Consider the following 17,268-nt stretch of genomic DNA (forward strand, 5'->3'; position numbering starts at 1 on the left):
TCATGATCAGGCTCGATCACGTTAGCAAATCGTTCCTGGCCAAGTCCGGCGAGCAGGTGAAGGCAGTGGGCGATGTCTCGCTGACCATCGAACAAGGCGAGTTCGTCTGCATCGTCGGGCCGTCCGGCTGTGGCAAAAGCACGATCCTGAACATGATCGCGGGCTTCACGCAGCCGAGCTCGGGGCAGATCACGGTCAATGGACAGCCCGTGGCCGGGAACGTGCCGCCTTCACTCGGCTACATATTCCAGAAGGACACGCTACTCCCGTGGTACACGGTTCGGCAGAATGTCGGCCTCGGCCTCAAATTCGCCAAGGCTTCTAAGGGCGATGTCGACAAGAAGATCGATAAGCTTCTGCGGCTCGTACATCTGTCGAACTTCGCCGACGCCTATCCGCATCAATTATCCGGCGGTATGCGGCGGCGCGTGGCGCTGTGCATGAGCCTCGCGGTCGATCCAAGAGTGTTGTTGCTCGACGAGCCGTTTGGCGCGCTCGACACACACACCAAGACGCATTTGCACAGCGAGTTGCTGGAGATCTGGCGGGAACTCGGCCAGACCATCGTGATGATTACGCATGATCTGGATGAGGCCGTGACGCTGGCCAGCCGCGTGATCGTGCTGTCGTCACCGCCGAGTCATACGCTGCTCGAGGAAGTGATCAACATTCCATATCCGCGTGATGTTTTTGAGTTGAGGCAATCTGCCGAATTCACGGCGCATATTCAGCAGGTCTGGAAAGTCCTCGGCAATCAGTTCAGGACTGCGGCATGAGCAGTGAACCCGGAGCACATCTTCTTCCGAGCAACGTGGTCAACGCATCGGCCGCGACGCCATCGCGCAAGGAGTCCAAGGGCGAACGCCTGCGCGTTACGCTCTGGCAGATCGCCATCCTCGTCATTTTCCTCGGCGTTTGGGAAGGGCTGACACGTATAACCTGGATGCAGCAAAATTCGATCTTCGATCCGTTCTTCATCAGCCGGCCATCGCTAATCGCCACGCGGATCTGGGCCTGGATGCAGCCCGGGAAGAATTCGATCTGGCCGCATCTGATCGCGACGCTCTATGCGACAGGCCTCGGTTTGCTTGTGGGCGTGGGGTCCGGCTTCGCGTTCGGCGTGGCGCTTGCCCAGAATCGCTTTCTGGCGCGAGTGCTAAATCCATTTATCGTCGCGCTCAACTCGACTCCGCGCATCGCGTTCGTGCCGCTGATCACGATGCTGTTCGGCCTGGGACTGGTCTCTAAGGTCGTGACTTCGTGGTTTGTGGTGTTCTTCCTCGTGTTTTTCAACACCTACAAGGGCGCTAATAGCGTCGAGAAGGAGCTGGTGAATTTTTGCCGCACGCTTGGTGCACGGCCGTCGCAGATTTTGTGGCGCGTCCGGATTCCGACGGCGGCGGCGTGGACGTTCGCGTCGCTGCCCAACGCGATCAGCTTCGCACTGATCGGCGTCGTTCTGGCCGAGTTCGTCGGCTCCGCCACGGGCATGGGCTACATCATGACGACGTCGCTCGCGACGCTGAATGCGACGGACATGTTCGCGTCGATCACCATCCTGAGTTTGCTCGGTGTTGGTCTGGTCTATTTGCTTCGCGCCGTTGAAGCGCGCTTGCTGCACTGGTCCGCAGAATTCCGGAACGATTGAGGCGAGATATGCTGAACACTGGATTCGTCAAGACGGCTTGCCCTCATGATTGCCCGAGCGCCTGCGCCCTGGAAGTTGAGCGGTTGTCGCCGACGAAGATCGGCCGTGTGCGTGGCAGCGCCAGCAATACCTATACGTCCGGCGTCTGTTGCACCAAGGTCGCGCGCTATGCCGAGCGCGTGCATCATCCAGACCGGTTGACGCAGCCGGTTCGACGTACCGGCGCTAAGGGATCCGGCGAGTTTGCGCCCATCACCTGGGATCAGGCACTGGATGAGATTGCCGAGCGCTTTACCAAGGCGACCCAGACCTACGGCTCGGAAGCCGTGTGGCCGTATCATTCCGGAGGCAATATGGGAGTGATCCAGCGCCGGGGTCTGGATCGGCTGCGTCACGCCTTCCGATATTCACAGCAGCAGACGACCATCTGCGTCACGCCGGCAGAGTCCGGCTGGAGAGCCGGTGTAGGACAGTTGCGCGGCTGCGACCCGCGCGAGATGGCGGAGTCCGATCTCATCCTGATGTGGGGCGGCAATCCCGTCTCGACGCAGGTCAATGCCATGACCCATATCGCTCGCGCCCGCAAAACGCGCGGTGCCAAACTCGTGGTCGTCGACGTCTACAAAACGCCGACCGTCGCGGCCGCCGATATCGCATTGATCGTGCGCCCCGGAACGGACGCCGCTCTGGCGCTAGGGATGATGCATGTCCTCCTGAAGGAGGGCTATTCCGACCGCGCTTATATGTCGCGTCTCACTGATTTTGATGACAATGTCGAACGTCACATTGAAGCCTGGACACCCGAACGGGCCGCAGCGGTCACAGGCCTCGAGGTGTCGCAGATCGTGGATGTCGCCAGGCTTTACGGCCAGACCAAGCGCAGTTTTCTGCGTCTGGGCTTTGGCTTCACGCGGTCGCGAAACGGGGCGGCAAACATGCACGCGGTGTCTTGCCTGCCGGCGATCACCGGCTCTTGGCAGCATCAAGGTGGTGGCGCATTCTTCTTGTCTCTCGACAACTGGAAGCTGGATACGACACTGGCGCATGGACTCGATCTCAAAGATCCGAGCACGCGGGTTCTCGATCAGTCCCGCATCGGCGCTATTCTGACTGGCGAACGGGACGCCCTGAAAGGTGGTCCGCCGGTTGCGGCCATGATCATGCAGAACGCGAATTCCGCAAATGTCGCGGCGGACAGCCGCAAGGTGGCGCAAGGCCTGAGCCGCGAAGACCTATTCGTCTGTGTGCACGAACAGTTCATGACGCCGACGGCGCGCTATGCCGATATCGTTCTGCCCGCGGCGATGTTCCTCGAGGCGGACGATCTCTATTATGGGCTTGGACACACCTACATCACCGTTGGTCCGAAAGTTCTGGACCGGTTCGAGCAGAGCTGGACCAATCACGAAGTGGTTTGCGCCGTCGCGCAACGGCTCGGCTCGGATCACCCGAGTTTCCAGATGAGCGCCTATGATCTGATCGACGAAACGCTGCGCGCGTCGGGCAAGGGAACGGCTGCCGAAGCATACGACGTCGGGTGGGTTGAGTGCGCCGATCCATTCTGTAGCGCCCATTTTCTGGATGGGTTTCCCACATCGGACAAGAAGTTTCACTTCAAGCCCGACTGGAGAGCCATCGGGCCCAACGTCCAGCACATGCAGCCGCTGCCTTCCTATCTCGAAAATTACGAACTTGCAGACGAGGAACATCCATTTCGGTTGGTGGCACCGCCGGCGCGCATGTTCCTGAACACGACATTCACCGAGATCGGAAATTCACGCAGCCGCGAAGGCGAGCCGCGCGCGATCGTGCATCCGGATGATGCCTCCCGTGCGGAATTGGCAGATGGCGATGTCGTGATGATTGGCAATAAGCGTGGTCAACTGCAGCTTGCGGCAAAGATTGACAGCAGCGCGCGCGTCGGTGTCATCGTCGTTGAAGGCATCTGGCCGAATAAAGATTTCTCGGACGGCCTGGGCGTCAACCAACTGATCGGTGACGATGCCGTTCCCCCCAATGGAGGAAGCGCCTTCCATGACACGGCGATCTGGATGCGTCGACTTCAACAGCAGGTCTAGATCACGGATTCTCCGTGACTGATCGGGTCTTTTCGTGACTCTCCATAGATGATCGTGGGTCTGTGGCCGGCAAAAATTTGAGGATCGTAACGGTCGCCAGCTATCATCGGCCTGCCCTCCATGGAGGCTGCTCGCACTAGGCGAAAATCCGCAATGATTGAACGAGTTCGCAAATCTGCTCGGATTGCCGAAAGATTGGTGCCCAGGGGCGGAATCGAACCACCGACACTGCGATTTTCAGTCTCGGCCCCTTCGTTTGCTAGAGTCTGCTCGACGTAGCAGCAGTTGAAAACACACCAAATTTATCCCGCAAAGTTTGCTGAACCTTTCGTGCATTCGCTGTAGAGGTTGCACTGAAGTTGCAATGAGGTTCTTACCGATGGATGCCATTTCCGCCCTCCCCGCATCTTTCAATGCTCGACGCAAGGCTGCTCGGCTGAAATTCACGGAGCAACGGATCGCAGGATTGATACCGCCGGCTTCGGGAGTTGCCTACGTCTACGATACCGTCACCCCCAGCCTTGCCGTACGGATCACGGCAGCGGGCGCCCGCTCTTTCGTGGTCGTCAAAAAAATAAATGGCAGAGCGCAGCGCTTCACGCTGGGCCGTATACCCGGGCTCAGACTCGATGGGGCACGCCAAGCCGCACAAAGCATAGCGGGCGAACTCGCCCGCGGTGATGATCCTGTCGCGCTGCGCAAGGCCGCGCGCGCGCGAAAAATGACACTCGCCGATTTATGGCCGCTCTACTTGGCGCATTTGAAGCAGCGCAATCGGACCTGGGCGAGAGATGCCCAGAGGTGGGAGGCAGAAGTCGCGCCGGCGCTGGGCCGCAAAGCATTGCTCGAACTCTGTCGCGGCGATTGCCAATCACTCGTTGATCGGATCGGCGCGACCCGCCCCATCGCCGCCAATCGCGTGGCTTCTTTTCTCTCGGCCTTCCTGAACTTTGCCGTCCGCTCGGACCGCCTGCCGATCAATCCTGCTAGGGGGTTGCTTCGGTTTCAGGAGGAATCACGTGCTCGGGTGGTCAAAACAGGCGAATTGGGCAACCTTCTCGCCGGCATCGAGGCAGAGGGGGAGCCCTGGGCCAGCGTGTTCATGATGCTGTTGTTCACGGGCGCTCGTCGCGGCGCCGTCCTCAGCATGCGATGGGAAGATCTCGATCTCGCAGCGGCCATTTGGACGATCCCGGGCCAGGTTGCCAAGAACAAAACGCCCACTCCGCTGCCGCTCACCGAACCTGCGGTGGCGCTCCTTCGGGAGCAATTGAGCCGCTCGGCCGGCGAACAGTGGGTTTTTCCAAGTCCTATCGGCGGCGGCCATTTGGTGGGCCTGCCAAAAGCCTGGGCTCGCGTGTTGCTTCGGGCCGGCATCCAGGACCTGCGCATCCACGATCTCCGACGATCCGTCGGAACAGCGCTCGCGCGTACGGGCGCAAGCCCGCACATCATCGCAAGCGGCCTTGGACATCGCAGCATCGCTTCGGCACGGGCCTACGTTCGTCTGGCCGGCGAGGATGCACGCCAGGCGCTAAGCGATGCGGTAGCGTCCCTTACCTCAGCAAGGTCCCGCAATGTTTAGATTGGCTTATCTGTCGAGTAGGAAATTGAGCGGAGCGGCGGCGACTGACGAACCCGCTGGGCCTCGGATGGTCTGCCTCATTGGTTCGACACCGTCGAGGCGATTATAGTCCAGGTCTCGTGCGCTTTGCAGCGAGCGAACATCAGCCGGTGAGGGGGCCCCAGACGGGCCCAAAAGCCATCGCGGCCCTGGTTTCCGACGTCTTGAGGAACGAGGGGTTCGCGGCAGTCGACTTGTCCAAGACAGCGAAGACGAGAGAGGCGCCTTGTCAGCAAGCTCGAAAATCGCTCCTCTCAGAGAAGGGCAAGAACAGGGATCCATGCCTCACCCACCCGCAAGAGCGAATCACAGCCCGGACGCAACATGATTAATAAAAAATAAACGCAATAACCTCCCTTTCTGGATCATGTTCCACGTGTGGTGGAGGTGATCCACAATGACAGACAAATCCTCCCATAAGCACCCAAAAGGAAGATCGCGCCCGAGATTAGCGCCTCGCTCCTTGGAGGAGATCTATAGGCTTCCCTGCAATGCACTTCTTACGCCGGCTGAAACAGCGCTCGTCACCAGGTTGACGGAGTCCGCGCTTTCCGTGCGCCGCTCCAAAGGGCAGTGGCCGCCGTTCGTCAAATTCGGGCGTTTGGTTCGTTACGGGCTGGGCGACCTGCTGACACCTCCAAGTGGAGGATAGGGGCCATGACCGACACAGTCCCACCCGAGGGCGTGACGACGGCGCCCGGTGGTAGCGCCACAGTAACGGTCCCCACCGCAGTCGGCCGAAAACACACTTCACCACGACGAACCTCGCCCACCGGTGGAGCAGCCCCCACACCCGCACCGGCCCGACCCATTTGCTCGGCGCCGCAGTTCGCTGATCCGAACCGCCAGTTCCTGGAACGTGTCGTTGTCTGGCCGGGACAACAAGGTCCCGGCTGGATCAACCTGCACTGCCATATGAAGAACCGTGATCCGTCCAAGAACGGCGGCAAGGACTGGGTGATCGGCTGGCCCTTCAAGAGCATCGACGAGTTCATCGGTCGTGCGAAGTGGCTTGAGACCACCGACCAGTTCTACGACGTTTGGTACTGCACGTCTCAACAGGCTGAGTGCGGCGAGAACCGTGCCGGCAAGCCGAAGGCCGTCCGCAAGCACAGCAACGCGCGCTGGTTGAAGGCGATCTGGATTGACGTTGACGTCAAAGAAAACGACCCCAAACACTATGGGACATTAGAGGAGGCGCTGAGAGCCATCCTGGTGTTCTGCAGAAAAGTCGGATTACCGGAGCCCACCGCTATCGTGTATTCCGGTGGTGGCCTGCACGTCTACTGGATCAGCAACGTCCCCTTGTCGCCGGACGAGTGGCGCCCCTACGCCGAAGGCTTGAAGCAGCTCCTGCTCGCCGAAGGCATCCTGTGCGACACCGGCCTGACCACGGACGACGTGCGCATCCTGCGCGTCCCTGGCACTAACAACCACAAATACAATCCGCCGCGCCCGGTGCAGCTGTTGCACCTTGGCGCCGACTACAACTTCGTCGCCGACCTTGCCTTCCTGCCCAAGGTGCCGGCGGCCGCAGCAAGTGATCCGGCCGCCGCACCGCGCGAGGCGCAGATCGAGCCCGGCTTCGCAGCTTCTCCTGACCCGGCGTTCGCCGCACTGACCGCCGACAACACCCTGGCTGCGGGTATCGAGCGCAGCAATGCGCTACTCGACCCCAGGCCTGTCTTTCAGCAGTGCGGCTTCCTGCGGGACGCAATCGCGACCGGAGGCAAGGACTACGATAACCCATTGTGGAACCTCTCGGTGCTCTGCACCGCGTTCATGGAGGACGGCAACGATTACGCGCACAAAATTTCCAAGGCCCATCGGACGTACAACTGGGATGAAACCCAGGCGCTGTTCGAACGGAAGGAGAGAGATAGGGCGGAGCGAGGAGTGGGTTATCCGAGCTGCGCAGCCATTGCAGGCGCTGGCTGCAAATCTTGCGCGACGTGCCCGCTCTTCGCGAAAGGGAAGTCACCGCTCAATCTAAGGCCGGCGGTTACCGCCACGGTAAATCCGATAGGGACGCGGCAGAGCCCCACCAAAGCTGGGACGGCGGCGGTGAAGTTCCGGGATTTGGATAAGTTGGGCCGGCCAAAGCCGACGCTTGCCAATGCCGTGATTGCAATCCGATCGCTTGGTATCGAGGCTCGCCTTGACTTGTTTCATAACCGCACAACGGTTTCATATGATGGAAACTCCAAGACGATCCGCGAGGGCTTGCTCACGGACCAAACGGTGAGCGCGGTTCGCAGTCTGATCAACAACACCTATTGTATTGATTGCGGCGATCCCAACACGTTCGCGGCCATCAATGAGATAGCGCGGGACAACGCCTTTGATCCTGTGCTCGATCTTTTAGACGACTGCCAAGGCAAGTGGGACGGGGTGCAGCGCCTCGACGCTTGGGTCATCGACTATCTTGGCTGCGAGGATACTCCGCTTAATCGAGCCATTGGACGAAGCGTGCTCGTGGCGGCATGCCGCAGGGCCCGGGTCCCAGGATGCAAATTCGATTTCATCACCGTGCTTGAAGGACCTGAGGGGCTTAACAAATCAAGCGCAATTCGCGTCTTGGCCGGGGACGACAATTTCAATGATCAGTCCATCCTTGGAGCAAGTGACAAAGAAATTCAGGAACAACTCGAAGGCACTTGGATGCACGAGAATGCGGACCTGGCGGGTATGCGGCGCGCCGAGGTGGAACAAGTCAAGGCGTTCGCTAGTCGTCAGGTCGACCGCGCGCGCCCCGCGTATGGCCGTGTCCGTGAGGATCGCCCTCGCCGCTCAATTGAATGGGCCACGACTAACAACGAGGCATACTTACTTTCGCAGACCGGCAATCGTCGATGGTGGCCCCTTAAGACCGGAAAAGTCGATATCGAGGCACTAAAGCGGGACCGCGACCAGTTGCTGGGCGAGGCCGCAACCTATGAGGCTGCGGGTGAGTGTATTGGATTGGATGAAAGCCTTTGGAGTGATGCCCGGACCGTTCAGGAACTACGCCGCGTTACGGACCCGTGGGAAGATGCGTTGGCTAATCTGGATGATAACCTGAGCATCGTGCACAGGACAGGCGATGGCTTTGAACGTGTTTTCACCGCCGATGTACTAACGCATATTCTCCAGATACCGCCTGCCCAACAAACTTCACAGCACAGTCAGCGACTTGCCCATGCGATGCAGCATGCTGGGTGGGGACGACCCGAAAGCGGCAGGATCACCATCGCCGGCGTAACGAAGCGGGGATATGTCCGTGCCGTGCCTTTCAGCGTCGCCCAACAAACAGCCCATGCTGCAATGGGCATCAAAGAACTCTCGCCCCTGCCTGTCCGCACCGGCATCTGCGATTAACCGTTGACGGGCTGACACACCTGACGGTGAATCCCCTGGAGCTTCCTCATATTGCTACAGCGACCGTTGTCGAGAGCCTAATGGTCGCACGGCAAGAAAGGATATAAACTCCGTCAAGGTCCGTCAGGTCTGTCCAGATCGTGATAAATCCGCGCTTTTCTGTACTGCCGGACGCCCGTCTTGGTATGTCAGGCTGACGGACCCCTCACCACAACTTAATTTCTGCCGTGTCTGCAAAGGTGGCACGATGTCACGACCACCGCCGGCGGTGACCCGCCCTCCCCTGCACTGGCCCAAAGGTAGAACCGATCCACGCCATCGCCCGTGCTCGCCTCCTACCTTGAAGTCGTCACAACCTTTGAACAGACAGGCTCCCACGAACCGCCCGACACATTTGAGTGATGATTTGCCACCGAGTTACGAAATCGCATCAACGTCGTGCGTACAAGAACGCGTGGCGGATATGAAGAGAGAGCATGCCGCGGGATGGAGATGGTCATGTCGTTCCTCGAAAAGCTGCATCAAGCGCGCCTTGAACATGAGGCGCCTCATGAAGACCCTTGGCTTAAAAAGGTGGAAGCTGCCGTGCGCGACAAGGATGCTATTAGCACTGCCGCGCTGCTCGACCTGCTTCGCGCACCAGCTACCACCGGCGGCGCACGCCGCCTTGCTGCCGTGATGCGTAGTCTGAACTTTGTTCCAATAAAGTCGAGGCGACTGATGCCTGGTGGCTTTCGCGACACGGTCACGCGAGGCTGGGCTCGGCCCGTACGGCCACTGCAAAAGTAGAACCACAATAAGGACCCCGTCTCGCACCGTCGACCCCCGCAACGCCGGGAGATCGTGATCTCGTTCCAATGTCTGCCCTTAATTCACGCCGCCGCTTGCTGCCCTTTAACCCGCGGCTGGGAGTAAGCGTAATGGAAAAGCCAAAGAAGAAGAAACCCGCCAGCCGAAATTCGCTCAACAATCTCTATCGAAAGCGCGACAGGGCACTCGAACGTGTCGTGGATATTTGGCTCAGAGACGAAGCAGATCCCGAAGAGTTGAACAAAGCACTCGACGTTCTTACCGTCACTCACACCATGGCAACATTCGAGTTTGTCAGCGATTCTCTCACGTCATGAGTTCGGAGGCGCAGCCGCCAGTGCCGCTGGCGGCTGCGCCTCCGAACCGTGGAGCTACGCAGGTGTCGTTGGGTTCGTCCCAGCAACACAAACTGTTTACCAATTCAGATTTAGCGTACTGAGAACGGCTTTCCCCAACGGCCGTCTCACCGAAACAAGGAAGACCAAGATGAGTGTTGGGGATTTTGACATCGATCTCGATGCATTAAGAAGCAAGCAAACGGGGCAGACGCGCTTGGCGCGGCGGCGGTCCCATCAACTAAGATACCAGCCAAAATATGACCTCCGGCCAACACCGCGTGCACCCGGAAAGTGGGAAGTTTTCAACGGCGACACAGGTGCCCTAGCCGGGTCCGCGAGCCCGAACGATGCCGGCAACCCGGTGGTATATGACGATCTCGGTGATCCCATTGCCAGCGTTCAGACTGTCGATTTCATCGTGCCCACGATCGCGAACCATCACAGACATCATCCTCATCGTTGGGAGCGTGAGTTCGACGGAGACTGGACCAGATGGACACAGTACGGCGAGCTAAGGATAACCAAGGTCGATGTTCGGAAGTATCAGGCGTCGCGAAACGGTTGCTCACTCCACGACGAGCACTGGCACCGCGCCACATTTTCTTCGGTCGCCGAAGCTAAGCGCGTGGCCGATCGCCACATGCGTCAAGGATACCCAAACTCCGGTCCGATCGCCGATGCATTGTCGTGGGATATTGATGCCGATATTGACTGGTGGCGGCGGAGCGACTGAAGTTGCAGTGGCCACCATGCGTATAAGGTACCAAGGTACACAATCCAGCGCGCACCATTCATCCGATCAGCCCCTCGCTGTAGCGCTGTTCGATCGTCATCCTTTGCGCGGCAAGAGGAGCTTCGATGGGCGGGAGCGGACCAGCACTCAAAACTTGTTGGGACGTTCTGCGGTCCCTCAACGCGAGCGCACGGCAGGTACCGATCGACATCTTGCAAAGGTGACAACTGAACTTGGCTGGATCGCGGGTGCCCGCTCGCGAATTCACGCGGCGCGGGTATCTCGAGCAAGCCCGCAAGTAGTGCCGCCGCGCGATCTGAGCCCCGCCTGCACCCTTCGAATCCCGGCGACATCCGTCGCTGCCCGCGGGTACCCCGTAGCAACCGGTACGGCGGCTGCTACTTGCCTGAACCACCCTTATCGCGCATGTACGGCGCCCAATAGCCCATGACAGTCGCCTTCACTGCTTCGCTAATCCTCGGGTTTGCCGAATATGCATGCCGCGGACCTGGACCGGGCAGGCTATGACACCCCCCGCCGATGCAGACCTCTACAAAATCTTTTGCTCGGGCCTCGGCCGGCCGCCCGTGAGCGTGCCGAACTTCGATTTCAAAGCCCAAAACTCGGAGGCGCTCCACTAGCTTTTTGTCAGCATCTGACCTGATCCGATAGCCTCTCCGACCGCCGAGCGACGCCCAGACAAGAACTCGCAGTAGGTCGTGCGCGATAGCGATCGAAGGACTACCAGGTTTGCTCAGGTTAAACACGCGAGCCATGTTCCCGTTCCGAGCAAGCCAATTCTCAGCGTCAGAAGGTCGAATTGCATAGGCACTTTTAATAAGCCGAGCGCGTAATCGACCCCGATTAATTTCGCGCCTGACGGTACTTTGACTAACGCCGTAACGTTCAGCTACTTCTTGGACCGAGAGGTACTCGGATTCGGTAACAGTGTTTCCCATAAATTCTCCATTCATACACGCGATGCCTCTCGCGATCCGCCACGTCGGAAACGGGGCAACAAAGAAGGCGGGATTAGTTTACCTGGATCTTGACACGATTAGCTTTGAGTTGGTGATGCGGTCGGTGTCGTGCAAGCCATGTAACCGTGAGAAGGTGACAAGCTTCCACGAGAAGTGCGATCCTCTCCTCTAACGATTACGCCGCAGCCATTTCTCAGTTTCACCGCAGGTCTATATCGCAGCAGCCGGCTCGAAGTTGTCGGGGTGGGGTTCGCGCGTGAAGCGGTACGGTCCGCTCTCGACATGTGGTAGTCGGCAAGTTCGTGGGGACGTTCGAACCGGCCCTGGTGATAGTAACGGTGGCCCAGGCGACCAGCGCCAGCGCGAGGGCAAAACACCATCGCGCCGAGCCAGCCTGCAGGCAGGTCGGCCGGCAGGGACGGTTTACTGCGACGGTAACCACATGGGTTGCTTTCTGTTGAATTGATGATCCTCCAGTCGATTGCGTCCCTCGCCCGTTGGTCAGACCGCTTCGCGACTTGTTGCGCGCGGCGCAGGCTACATGCTGATGTACCCGGACAACAGACGTGTTCTTGGCGGCGCGGCGGTCTCGCCGCTTGCGGCGGCGCGCAGCAGCCAGAGCGAATGCGGCGCATCGGCGTACTCATAGCTTGCACCGACAGCGACCCAGAAGCGCGGGCTTCGTGCGTAATTTAGTCGACGAGATCGGCAGGATCGAGGGTCTCGCGTCCTTGCTTGGTTCGCTACCGGAATGGTGAACCACTCGTTGCGCGGTCCCTGGCCTACCCGCGAAACACGATCGGCGGTTTTCAAGTCATTGATGCCGGCCGCCGTTGAACAATGATTTCTGTCGTTCGCGTTTCAGTTGCATCGGCGCTCCCTGCGCGTGAGCGCGGCTCCTCGGCAAGCATCGTTCGGTTGAACGCGATTCCTCGAGTTCTTGGCGTACAAATCGAAGCTACCCGCTGGGAACTTGAATCACAACCCTTCGGCCACGCGCCTTATGCTTTGTCGTCCCTCCAGGCTCATGTCCGCTTTTCGGGCGAAGCGGATGTGAACCGGCAGTCTGAGCCGACCGAATCGGTCGAAAATGACCCAAAGGCGAAGTGGCGGGTTGCTCGATGACTTCATCCGCGAGTGCGAGCATCGCGGGCGGGATGTCGAGGCCAAGAGCCTTGGCAGTCGCGAGCGACGTGAAGGATGTCGCATTTGGGCAACAGCTTCAGTAAATGTGACTCATCCCAATCCTGTCCGTCGCCTCGCTTGGGACATTCCACTAAAAACGGACTCGCCTTGGACTACGGGGAATATGCGTGTAGCGTTCTTTCGGGGACCGTGCCGCGGAGTTGGGGGCATGAAAGCCTTGCAGGCCACCTGCATCGTGAGTGCCATAACATTCACGGGGATGATCCATCAGGTCGGCGGAGACACGCCAGGCGTGACCGCGCCGGGGGCAATGCCCGAAGCGGCTGTGAGCGCCGAGACACCCCGCGCGCCTGCGCTCTCCGCCGCCGTGCCGGAAACATCTGCCGGACCTGGAATAGCGGCCGAAATCGGCGACGATTCTTTCGAGGCAAAATGGATGGCCTTGGGCCACCATGATGCCGTCCAACCGATGCCGACAACGCGCGATGCGCCCGACGATGCCCCCAAGCCGGTGACGCAAGATTTCCGATATCTCATCTATTACGTATGGTCCGAACTGCCGCCTGCCGAGAAGCCGGCGGCTGTCGTCTTAAATTCGCTCAAGGACACTCCGGTCGGAACGCCGGTCGAGGAGATCAAGCGCGCTTCCGACGCTTTCGGTCTGGATTTCAATTTCATGAAAGCGGTTGCCAAGATCGAGTCCGGTTTCGACCCCAAGCAACGCACTGGGTCGTATATCGGCCTGTTCCAACTGAGCGAATACGAGTTCAACAAATTCGGCTCCGGGCAGATTCGTGATCCCCGCGACAACGCCGTTGCGGCGGCCTACAAGGTCATTACGGAAGGCATTCTGTTCGAGTGGGTGACGCACAAGAAGCCGACCTTGAGCGATCTTTACTTAATCCATCAACAAGGTTGGGAAGGCGCCGCCGAGCACATCAGCCAACCTGATCGTATCGCTTGGAGATCCATGTGTGCCACCAGCGAAGGCATGGAGAAAGGCGAAAAATGGTGTAAACGCGCGATCTGGCGAAATACCCTTCCGGCCGTCAAACGCGCGTGGAAATCGGTCGATAAGCTGACATCGGGGACGTTCGTCGGAATGTGGCGCGACCGGGTTGCTGATTTTTATTCGAAATACATGGCCACCGCCACCGCACGGGCGAACCAGTAAATTTCCGTTAAGTGGTAGGCAGGAGTTGCGGCACCAAGACTGCCGAATTTCACCTTTGCACCGCGTGTGGCGGGGTGCCGGTGGTCACGAGCCGAATCGACGGCTGCCTCTAGCCGTCATCAGCGTCAACGCATTTGAGAATTTAGAACCTGCGCTGCTCCGACGCGCGCGGGCAATCTTCGAGGGCGAGAATGAACAAGCCCGCCTGAGCCGGCGCAAGCGCAACTGGATCGCCGATGTCCGGTTTGAAGCCGCCAGCTAGGCGCTCGGGCTCACCATCTCGGAATCGGTCTTGTTGCTCGCCGACGAGGTGATCGAATACAGAGCCATTTGTTGCGGTGCGTGAATCCGCAGTTGGCCCATCACGACCAACCCCAGTGCTTGTCTACATGTCGACTGTCAGGGGTACACCTGACGCGCTGAAGTACGTGCGTTCAAATCTGCTTGATATTCTGCAGGAGTATCAAGTAGAGCGAGCGGGCATTCGCGTGACTGAGGCCATCGCCGATGCAAACGCCGAACGCATCCAACTCGAGGGCGTGATCCAAGAGGCCTTCGCCAGCTCTGAACTGAAGGGTTACTACGTTGGCCAGATTTCTTCGATATCCGCCAAGGTTGGATTCGAAAGAGATCGCTTCAAGCCCATGGTGGCGGGGGAGGACGATCCCGGCGTGGAGAACTGGGACACGATGAGCAAGGAAGCGCGGGAAGCAATACTCTGCGCAATGGGAGCGAAGAATGCTTAAGGCTTTCCAGCGGGCTGAGCTTGAGTTCGACATTCTCAAAGAAATCGGCCAGGACGGGCGTAACTTCGCCAACTCAAGTGATGCCGTACAGCGAACAGGCGAGTTGTCGCGCAAGCTGGCGCAAACTGGCGACGCGGCGCGACACCACACACCAAGCAACAAGGCTTTTGGGGGGCCGTTCGCTCGCAGTTCGATCTCCACGATCCCCAGCAAGTTCGCGAGTGGCACGAACTATACGCCGAGCGGCCCGAGATACTCCGCACCGTCGGCCGGGCGCACCCTGTGGAGCTGGCATCCTCGACAACGATCGCGGCGCAGCATTGAAAATTCGAGGCGTCAATGGCGCTGAGATAATCCGCGCTCGCCCGCAAAATCCGATTTAATTACGCATTTTGGTCTCAGTTTAACCAAGATGAGAAATCTTATTTTTACCTGGTGGGTCTGCGAATTTGAAAACGGGGACATAATGAGACGAGCAGAACTCGAAAAAATGGATCTTGACCGTCTATGGACTTTGCACGTGGAGATCTCAGACGTGCTGAAGGAAAAGATCACTCAACAGAGGCAGCGGTTGGTCGACAGGTTGAATCGGTTAGAACAGCCAGCGTCTGGACGGCGATCCTATCCGCTTGTCTCTCCCAAGTATCGAAATCCTGATGATCCGGCTGAGACCTGGGCCGGTCGGGGCAAGTGCCCGCGCTGGCTGGCAAAGCAGCTGAAATCAGGACGACAGATGGACGAATTCAGAATCTGACCGCGGGCGGACTTCGCTTTCTCAAAGGACACGTGCTGGCGGGGCTTCGGTCATCGGCTTGGAGCGCTGAGGGCACGTCATGCCGTCGAAAAGTCGAGAGTAGGCGTTTGTTCCGGTATCAATAACGTTTGGCACCTACGACATCAACAGGCTTCAATTGATCCTCCAGCCTGGCGATCGTAGCGAGAAGCTTGTCGCGACGGCCTCGTAGGTTCAAGGCAGTAGGAGGATAGGCCGCATGCTTTAAGTTGAAGGCGCGCGCCCTCTGCTCCGTTTCCGCGATATCGGCACTCAAGAGCTCAGTTCGTTGCTTCAGCTCCCGGATCAGCGCGTGTAGCTGCTGAAGACGCGGCATTCCAGAATGGGACGTTAAACGCATGACAATACCTCAATCTGAAACAGACCCAAGCCTGTGCCGTTGAAATAGCCATGCTCGTGCAAGGGGGATGCCAAGGCCGCGGTAGAACCGTGCCGGCAATTTATCCTTCTTGCCGATAGGCGGGCCGGCCCGCTTCCATGCTGCTCTAGCCATGCGTTCCTCCGTTTGGTGCTTGTTGAACGAAGGGATACCGCCGCGCTGTTGCCGCGACCTGGCGCGGCGTCTGTAAGCTCTCCAGGACGATCTTGAGCTTCTCATCCTCGGACCAGCGCCGTCGCCGGCCCGTGTCCACCACCTCAAGCCGTTCGACTTGGGCACTGCGCCTATCACTGTCCATAAGGACAGTACTCAACAACACGCCTCATTCGGCAAGGCGGCCTTCACCGGCTTTCAATTACCCACAAATTCTCCTCCGACCATGGCGCCCAGCGCGATGTCAGTGAGGCGTGACAGCCCGCGCCACATGACGGTATTGCCAGGCGGCGGATCGCTGGCGCGGGCGAGATAACCGCCGAGCCGGGCGATCTTGATCAGATAGTGCGAGAGCGTTTTCTGTCTTGCTTTTGGTTTGTCGTTGACGAGGCGATCGAGCACGCCGATTTCAGTCGCAGTCAACGCGAGGGCTGGCGGCGCGTCCGGGGCGGAACGGTTGAGCATCGTCATCCAGAAGACCCGCCAACTCAGGATGCAAAAGAGCGAGATCAGATTGGTCAGACGCTGGGCGGTCCTGAGCTTCGACTCCTCAGCTTTGCAGCCCGATTTGAGGATCTTATGGAACACCTCGATCTTCCATCTCAAACCATACCATTCGAGCTTCTCAATGGCGTCGGTGCGGGAACCAACAGGCAGGTCGGTGATCAGCTTCCAATCGATCTTCTTTCTGTTTTTCGGCGTCCCGCGCTCTTCGGCATGGATCACCGTCAGGGTTAGAGCGGGATAGCGCTTCTGCTTTCCGATCGGCGGCAGGACGCGAATCTTGCGATACCTGATCTCAAGAACGGCCTGGTCGGGATCGCCGTTGCTGTCTCTGACTTCGATGCGATGGAGCCCTTTGATGGCGACCTCGTCCATTTGTCGGCGATCGTGTGATCCCCGTCTCCAGCCAAGCGGTCGACGCAGGTCCTGATCAGGAAATGAGTTCCGATCTCCTGTGCTGCGCAGAAAAGCTCGTAAATGTCACTCTCGCGATCACCAATATGGATGCATCGTCCCGGAAGATCCAACAGCTGCGTAGACTGCTTGAGATTTTCCAACCACCGGACGCTTTCCTTTTTCTCGGACGGATACGTACTGTCGTTGGAATATCCGCATCTGGTCCTTCGCGACATATTGCGCCGCCGCGCCACCTCGGTCGCTAACGGGGCAAACCGGACACGGCTTGGCTTATCGTCGCGTCACACCGACGGATTTATGGGTACACGGCCTAGCACTACTTTGGCAGATTGTTGATTTTGCCGCGTTTTATAGGATTCCCGAATCAATTTTTCAATGATTCATGGGT

Annotated in this window: 15 protein-coding genes; 12 read left to right on the forward strand and 3 right to left on the reverse strand. The window is 58.8% G+C overall.

Annotated features, from left to right (window positions below; all coding sequences use genetic code 11):
• The first annotated feature begins 2 nt into the window (after positions 1-2).
• The 8 genes from ACZXDY_RS12570 (at position 3) to ACZXDY_RS12605 (ending at position 10,588) form a co-directional block, all read left to right on the forward strand.
• Complete coding sequence (locus ACZXDY_RS12570; protein ID WP_464345689.1) at positions 3-776, forward strand: ABC transporter ATP-binding protein; 774 nt, start codon at positions 3-5, stop codon at positions 774-776.
• Complete coding sequence (locus ACZXDY_RS12575; RefSeq protein WP_464345690.1) at positions 773-1,648, forward strand: ABC transporter permease; 876 nt, start codon at positions 773-775, stop codon at positions 1,646-1,648. The genes ACZXDY_RS12570 and ACZXDY_RS12575 overlap by 4 nt, the downstream gene beginning before the upstream one ends.
• Positions 1,645-3,726, forward strand: a complete 2,082-nt coding sequence (locus ACZXDY_RS12580) for a molybdopterin-containing oxidoreductase family protein (RefSeq protein WP_464345691.1) — start codon at positions 1,645-1,647, stop codon at positions 3,724-3,726. Before ACZXDY_RS12575 ends, ACZXDY_RS12580 begins: the two co-directional genes overlap by 4 nt.
• Before the next feature lie 379 nt (positions 3,727-4,105).
• Complete coding sequence (locus tag ACZXDY_RS12585) at positions 4,106-5,311, forward strand: tyrosine-type recombinase/integrase (protein ID WP_464345692.1); 1,206 nt, start codon at positions 4,106-4,108, stop codon at positions 5,309-5,311.
• 696 nt (positions 5,312-6,007) lie between these two features.
• A complete protein-coding gene (locus ACZXDY_RS12590; protein WP_464345693.1) occupies positions 6,008-8,707 on the forward strand; it encodes a virulence-associated E family protein in 2,700 nt (899 codons plus the stop codon).
• A 498-nt stretch (positions 8,708-9,205) separates the two neighbouring features.
• Positions 9,206-9,496 (forward strand): hypothetical protein, encoded by a 291-nt coding sequence (locus ACZXDY_RS12595; RefSeq protein ID WP_464345694.1) that lies wholly within the window; start codon positions 9,206-9,208, stop codon positions 9,494-9,496.
• Positions 9,497-9,627: 131 nt separating this feature from the next.
• Positions 9,628-9,834: a hypothetical protein gene (locus ACZXDY_RS12600; protein WP_464345695.1), complete on the forward strand. Its 207-nt coding sequence runs from the start codon at positions 9,628-9,630 to the stop codon at positions 9,832-9,834.
• Between the two features lie 169 nt (positions 9,835-10,003).
• Positions 10,004-10,588 carry a hypothetical protein gene (locus tag ACZXDY_RS12605; protein ID WP_464345696.1) on the forward strand — a complete coding sequence of 195 codons (585 nt, stop codon included), beginning with the start codon at positions 10,004-10,006 and terminating at the stop codon, positions 10,586-10,588.
• A 398-nt stretch (positions 10,589-10,986) separates the two neighbouring features.
• On the opposite strand, the gene ACZXDY_RS12610 is transcribed toward ACZXDY_RS12605, so the two are convergent.
• The gene (locus ACZXDY_RS12610; RefSeq protein ID WP_464345697.1) at positions 10,987-11,562 is read right to left on the reverse strand and encodes a helix-turn-helix domain-containing protein; all 576 of its coding nucleotides are present in this window, start codon (positions 11,560-11,562) and stop codon (positions 10,987-10,989) included.
• Positions 11,563-12,922: 1,360 nt separating this feature from the next.
• Here ACZXDY_RS12610 and ACZXDY_RS12615 point away from each other — a divergent pair.
• The 4 genes from ACZXDY_RS12615 to ACZXDY_RS12630 all read left to right on the forward strand — a co-directional run bounded on the left by ACZXDY_RS12615 (position 12,923) and on the right by ACZXDY_RS12630 (position 15,388).
• The gene (locus tag ACZXDY_RS12615; RefSeq protein WP_464345698.1) at positions 12,923-13,888 is read left to right on the forward strand and encodes a transglycosylase; all 966 of its coding nucleotides are present in this window, start codon (positions 12,923-12,925) and stop codon (positions 13,886-13,888) included.
• Positions 13,889-14,265: 377 nt separating this feature from the next.
• Positions 14,266-14,634, forward strand: a complete 369-nt coding sequence (locus tag ACZXDY_RS12620) for a hypothetical protein (protein ID WP_464345699.1) — start codon at positions 14,266-14,268, stop codon at positions 14,632-14,634.
• Positions 14,627-14,983, forward strand: coding sequence for a hypothetical protein (locus ACZXDY_RS12625; protein WP_464345700.1), 357 nt, complete (start codon positions 14,627-14,629; stop codon positions 14,981-14,983). Before ACZXDY_RS12620 ends, ACZXDY_RS12625 begins: the two co-directional genes overlap by 8 nt.
• Before the next feature lie 141 nt (positions 14,984-15,124).
• Positions 15,125-15,388 carry an H-NS histone family protein gene (locus ACZXDY_RS12630; RefSeq protein WP_464345707.1) on the forward strand — a complete coding sequence of 88 codons (264 nt, stop codon included), beginning with the start codon at positions 15,125-15,127 and terminating at the stop codon, positions 15,386-15,388.
• A 118-nt stretch (positions 15,389-15,506) separates the two neighbouring features.
• On the opposite strand, the gene ACZXDY_RS12635 is transcribed toward ACZXDY_RS12630, so the two are convergent.
• Complete coding sequence (locus ACZXDY_RS12635; RefSeq protein WP_463331470.1) at positions 15,507-15,767, reverse strand: hypothetical protein; 261 nt, start codon at positions 15,765-15,767, stop codon at positions 15,507-15,509.
• A 390-nt stretch (positions 15,768-16,157) separates the two neighbouring features.
• The gene (locus ACZXDY_RS12640) at positions 16,158-16,838 is read right to left on the reverse strand and encodes an IS4 family transposase (protein WP_464345701.1); all 681 of its coding nucleotides are present in this window, start codon (positions 16,836-16,838) and stop codon (positions 16,158-16,160) included.
• Positions 16,839-17,268: the final 430 nt, after the last annotated feature.

This window comes from Bradyrhizobium sp. LeoB3, from assembly GCF_055456055.1.